Origin of the sequence: Actinocrinis sp., assembly GCF_035650855.1 — a bacterium.
Lineage (GTDB): Bacteria > Actinomycetota > Actinomycetes > Streptomycetales > Catenulisporaceae > Actinocrinis.
The window spans coordinates 1-5,599 of record NZ_DASRGV010000188.1 but is presented as its reverse complement, the minus strand read 5'-3'; the positions used below and the strand labels follow the sequence as shown (position 1 = coordinate 5,599).

Here is a 5,599-nt window from a genome sequence, read left to right as displayed (position 1 = left end):
CGGATTCGTGAAGCCCTCGGCGGGTCTGTCGCGGTTAGTGTGCTGCCGGCGGCTGGTCTTGCCGGCCGGCCGCCTTGCGGCGCGGCGCGGCCAACGCGAGCACGGCCGCGATCAGCGCCGACAGGGCCGCCCCGTCCAGCGCCAGGCCGTATCCACTGGCCAGCGCGTGCTTGACCGCGGTCCCGGTGGGCTTCACGCCCACCAGGTCGCCGCGGATGCGCGCCGACGCGACCGTCACCAGGATCACCAAGCCGACGCTGATGCCGATCTGCCTGGTCGCGTTCACCAGCCCGGAGGCCAAGCCCGCCTCGTGGTATTCCAACCCCGCCGTGGCCGCGCTGGTGACGGCGACCATGCCCGCCCCCGCGCCGATCCCGATCATGATGGTCGGGCCGAGGATCGAGCCGAGGAAGGTGGAGCTCTCGTTCAGCCGGGAGAGCCAGAACAGCCCCGCGGCACCCACCAGGAACCCGGCGAACAGGACCGGGCCCGGCCCGAATTTCGGCACCAGCCGGGAAAGTCCCGCTCCGCCGGCCGCCAGGGCCAGCGAGATCGGCAGGTAGAGCACGCCGGTGCGCACGGGGGAGTAGCCGAACACGTCCTGGAGGATCAGGGTCAGGAAGAAGAACGTGCTGAAGAGCCCTGCCATGCCGAACATGTTGACCAGGTTGCCGACGGACACCGAGCGGTTGCGGAAGAACCCGAGCGGGACCAGCGGCTGCTTGGAGAAGAAGGCCTGGATCAGGACGAACGCCACCAGCAGCACGAAGCCGGCTGCCAGGGGAGCCACCACGCGCGCGGACGACCACCCGTACGTGCTCGACTGGGAGACGGCGTAGATGGTGCCGATCAGCCCGCCGGTCACCGTCACGGCGCCGGGGACGTCGAGCGCGCGGGCGGCCTGCGGGCGGCGCGACTCAGGCACCACCTTCAGCGCCAGCGCGAACAGCGCGATGCCGATCGGCACGTTCACCAGCAGGATCCAGCGCCAGGAGAGCCACTGGGTGATGACCCCGCCGGCCAGGACGCCGAACGCCCCCGCGCCGCCGGACACCGCGCTCCACAGTCCGAACGCCTTGGCCCGGGCCGCGGGCTCGGTGAACGTGTGGGTCAGCACGGTGAGCGTGGCGGGCCCCATCACGGCGCCGCCGAGGCCCTGGAAGCCGCGGGCCAGGACGAGCGTGGTGGAGTTGGTGGCGAGCCCGCCCACCGCGCTCGCCGCCGTGAACATGACCACACCGGCGAGGAAGGTGCGCCGCTGCCCGTAGATGTCCGCGATGCGTCCCGCCAGCAGCAGGAACCCGCCGACCACCACGACGTAGGCGTTGACCACCCACAGCAGCCCCACCCGGTCGAAGTGCAGCGCGGTGCTGATCGCCGGAAGGGCGATGTTCACGATGGTCGTGTCCAGCACGATCATGAACTGACCCACGAGGCACGCCGTCAGGATCAAACCGAGCCGCGGCGGCCCGGTACGCGCCGGGGCCGCCGTAGTCGTTGTCGCTTCTGCCGCCACCGCGTACTCCTCTTGCATGAGATTTCAGTCGAGTTGGACGTCATTGTCCGCGAATGGGATTGAACGCGACTGGATCCCCGCTCGAGTCCCGCTCGAGCCGAGGTGCGGATGCGCAGCGGATCAGGCCGCGGCCTCGCCGCCCAGCCGCTCGCGCACCAGGTCGCGCACCTCGCGCCGCTGCACCTTGCCGGTCGCTGAGCGGGGGATCGACGCGACGGCCTCGGCGTGCGCGATCTGCTCATACGAAGCGGTCTGTGCGTTTACGTGGGCGACGACCTCCGTGAGTCGTTCGGGCGCGACGCCGCTCTTGAGTACCGCCACCAGGAACGGCACCGCCCCGCGTACCGGGTCGGGCACGTCGACGACGACGCATTCGGCCACGTCCGGATGCGCAAGCGCCAGGTGCTCCAGCCGGCTTGGGCTGACCAGTTCGTGGTCGCACTTGAAGACGTCCTTGATCCGGTCGGTGAGGAAGAGGTAACCGTCCTCGTCGAGCCGGCCGACGTCACCGGTGTGCAGCCAGCCGGCGGCGTCGACGTCCGCTGCCGCACCTCCGCCGAAGTACCCGCGGTATATCTGCGGGCCGCGTACGAGCACCTCACCGATCGCGCCCTGGGGCACCGGTCCTCCGGTTTCGATGTCCCCGAGCCGGGCCTCGCAGCCCGCCGCCGGAAGGCCGACAGAGCCGATCTTCGGGCGGTGTAGGACGTCGCAGTGGCTCATCGAGGCGGACTCAGCCGAGCCGTAGCCCTGCACCACAGGCACGTTGAAGACCGAGGCGAGCCTGGCGGCCGCGGTCGGCGGCAGCGTGGTGCCGCCGGAGAGGATCGCCTGAGCGGTCTCCAGACGCAGACCCGGCAGGCGCGGGTCGGCGGCCAGCTGGGTCAGCCGCATCGGGATGCTGTAGTACCGCACCGCTCGCACCTCGTTGGACAGGGCGACGCCCGCCGTCACATCGGGGTCCGGGCACATCACATGGGTCGCGCGCGCCGTGGTCACCGCGTTCAGGTGCATGACGTGGAACGCCGGCATGTGGTTGAGAATCACGGCGCCCTGCGTCAGCCGGTGCGCGATGGCGACCTGCGCGGCCCCGGCGGTGAGGTTGCGATGCGAGAGGACGACGGCCTTGGGCTGCCCGGTCGTGCCGCTGGTGAAGTGGACGCAGCCCGCCGAGTCGGGATCCACCCCGGGGGTCGCGCGACTGCGCGGCGCGTCCGCCACGAACTTCGACCACGTGCTCCAGGCGACGGGCACGCCGGACAGTTCGACCGGCTCCTCGTCCGCCAAGGTGACGATCGTCTCGAGGCTGTCCGGCACGGCGAGCCGGGTCAGTTTCGGCAGTAGCCGGGCGTCGGCGAACAGCAGGCTGATCCGGGCCGTGGCGAGCACGTGCTGGAGCACGGGCGGCGGCTGGAGCGAATTGACCATGACTACCGTGTTGCCGCTCCTGGCCGTCGCGTAGAACGCCGCGGCGAAGCGCGGGTTCAGGGCGGTGGTGACACCGATGGTCCGGCCCGGACCGTCGAGGCGGTCCGCCAGGGCCGCGGCCGCCTGCTCGACGGCCTCGTCCAGTTCCCGGTACGTCACGTGCTCGCCGCCGATCCGGATCGCGAGGGTGTCCGGCGCCGCCGCGGCGGCGGAACTCACCAATGCGTCCATCGGCGCGTCGATGACGTAATCGTGCAGGGCACGCCGGTCCAAAGCGTGCTCTGACAGGTCCGGACCGTCCTCGCGCGTGGGCCTCTTAAGCCTGTCGACGTCCATGAATGCTCTCCCCTCGCAATGGTTGATCGGAGCATGCCGAGGGCCGCCCGGCCCGGCGGGCGGGAGGGCGGCCGTCCAGCCGGGCGATTCTCCCCAGCCGGAATCGAACGGCTCTGGATTGGCGGTACAGACCGGCGCGACCAACTCGGCGACGGGCCGCCGACCGCATCGCTGACGTCCCCATCGGGCCTGGTGACCTTCGGCGCGCCAGGTGGGATGTGCCTAGTCGGCAAGCCCGGCGATCTGCGCCGCGACCTTGTTGCGGATGGGCGGGATGCAGTCGACGATCTTCAGCAGGGTGTTGCGCGCGGCCCTCGGCACCGGCCCGCGTAGCATCGCCATCCGGGTCATCCGGTCCGTGAGCGATACGACGCGCAGCGCGGCCGGCCGGCGCGCGGCCTCATAGCCGTCGAGCGCCGCTGAGGCGGCGGCGGTGTCGCCCCGGCGCTCCGCATCCAGCGCGGCGGCGAGGGCGGCGGCAAGCGCGACGCCGTCCTGCATGCCGATGTTCATGCCTTGGCCGCCGGCCGGGCTGTGCACATGGGCGGCGTCGCCTGCGAGCAGAACGCGCCCGGCGCGGTACCGCTCGGCCACCCGGTGGTGCACTCGGAACCGGGAGCTCCAGATCAGCTCGGTGACCTGCGGCGCGGCGCGGCGCCTCGACTCGCCGGCCCAGCGGTCCACCAACGCCTGCACCGTCGCCAGATCCGGAGCCGACGGTGCTTCGTCCACCCCGGCGATCACCCGGTGGCGCTCGCCGGGCAGCGGCGCGATCACGGTGGTTCCGCTCGGGCGAAAGCTGAGCACCACCCCGTCCTCGCGCGCGGGCTGCGGTTCGAGCCGGACATCGGCGAGCACGAACGACTCCGCGTAGGTGCCGCCCTCGAACTCGATGCCGACCAGGTCCCGTACCGTGCTGTTCATTCCGTCGGCACCGACCACGTAGGAGGCGCGGACCACGTACTCCTCTCCTGTTCCGGACTTGGCGGTCACCTCGACCGCGACACCGTCGTCGACGGCCCTGACCAGCTCGTACGGCCGGTGCACCGCGCCGCCGAGTTCCAAGAGCCGGTCGAGCAGCACGGCCTCGGTGACGTCCTGAGGAATCATCAGGGTATAGGGGTGCCGGGTGGGCAGCGCGTCGAACGAGACGCGAACCAGGGTTCTGCCGCCGTCGCGCATGGCGAACGTCGTCATCTCGAGTCCGAGCCGGCGCAGCCGATCGGTCACCTCGAGCTCCTCGAGCACTTCGAGCGTCCGGGCGTGTACCACGGCTGCCCGCGAGGTGTTCGCGGCCTCGGCCTGCCGGTCCAGCACCACGACGTCCACGCCGTGGCTGGCCAGCGCGATGGCCGTGGTCAGCCCCACCGGCCCGGCGCCGACGACGACGACCTGCGCCGAAGCCGGCAAGGAGGGACACTCGGTCGCGTTCATGAACAGCTCCTTCATAACGCAGCCCGCAAGAGCGCGGGCCTCGGATCAGGGCACGCAGGCGCGTCGCAGCATCATCGCGGCCGCTCGCGGTCCACGGCTCCACCCTCACTCGAGAAACGATGCAGTCGGCCCGGAGTAGCGCCGGAGCACAAAAGCTCGCACCTCCTGGAGCGCGGAGGCAGTCCCTGCGCAGGTGTCGCCACGGCGGACACCGCGGAATGCGCAGCGGGTCCGATCCGCCCCGAGCCGGACGGCGAGGCGACCTGGCGTGCGTATGCCGGCGCCCGGCTCTGACCACGACCACGCGACACGCGCAACGCGGGTGATACCGCACCTCTGGATGCGGTAAGGTTCTTCCTGGTCGGCCACCAGGCCGAGCACCAGCGGGCTGTAGCGCAGCTTGGTAGCGCACTTGACTGGGGGTCAAGGGGTCGCAGGTTCAAATCCTGTCAGCCCGACGCTGATGAGGGCCGGTAACCGATTGTTGTTACTGGCCCTTTTTGCTGCTCGATACCAGGCTTGACACCACCGGCCAGGATCTTCGGCGTGAGCTGTCCCGACGCCACCCACACCCATGACACGATCCTTAATGTTGTCTGCGCTCCGGCATCGGTATGTGCGTTTAGATATCTGCAGTGACGCTGAGCTGGGAGTGGCCGAGGATATCCCGGATCACATCGCGTCGATCTTCTTGGCCTTCTGGAGGGTCGCGCAGGAGTGCAGGCGGCCGTGAGGGTGCAGCGGCGGAAGCTTTTAGCGCCGAGTGAGTCTGAGCAACGCGCAGTCGATCGAGCCCGGTTCGGGAGTCTTCCCGTAGCGCGTGCGGCGGCAGATCGCGGACGGGACTCCTTGCTCTTAAGCGTGGGTTATCGCTGGAGAGCTTGG

Annotated in this window: 3 protein-coding genes and 1 tRNA gene; 1 reads left to right on the top strand and 3 read right to left on the bottom strand. The window is 70.3% G+C overall.

What is annotated here, in order from left to right; translation table 11 throughout:
• Window positions 1-34: 34 nt before the first annotated feature.
• The 3 genes from VFB40_RS14015 to VFB40_RS14005 all read right to left on the bottom strand — a co-directional run bounded on the left by VFB40_RS14015 (window position 35) and on the right by VFB40_RS14005 (window position 4,714).
• Window positions 35-1,516 (bottom strand): MFS transporter, encoded by a 1,482-nt coding sequence (locus VFB40_RS14015; protein WP_324850728.1) that lies wholly within the window; start codon window positions 1,514-1,516, stop codon window positions 35-37.
• 120 nt (window positions 1,517-1,636) lie between these two features.
• A complete protein-coding gene (locus VFB40_RS14010) occupies window positions 1,637-3,280 on the bottom strand; it encodes a class I adenylate-forming enzyme family protein (RefSeq protein WP_324850726.1) in 1,644 nt (547 codons plus the stop codon).
• A 222-nt stretch (window positions 3,281-3,502) separates the two neighbouring features.
• Window positions 3,503-4,714 (bottom strand): FAD-dependent oxidoreductase, encoded by a 1,212-nt coding sequence (locus VFB40_RS14005; protein ID WP_324850724.1) that lies wholly within the window; start codon window positions 4,712-4,714, stop codon window positions 3,503-3,505.
• 384 nt (window positions 4,715-5,098) lie between these two features.
• On the opposite strand from VFB40_RS14005, the gene VFB40_RS14000 reads away from it, so the two are divergent.
• Window positions 5,099-5,172 (top strand) — tRNA-Pro (locus VFB40_RS14000).
• Window positions 5,173-5,599: the final 427 nt, after the last annotated feature.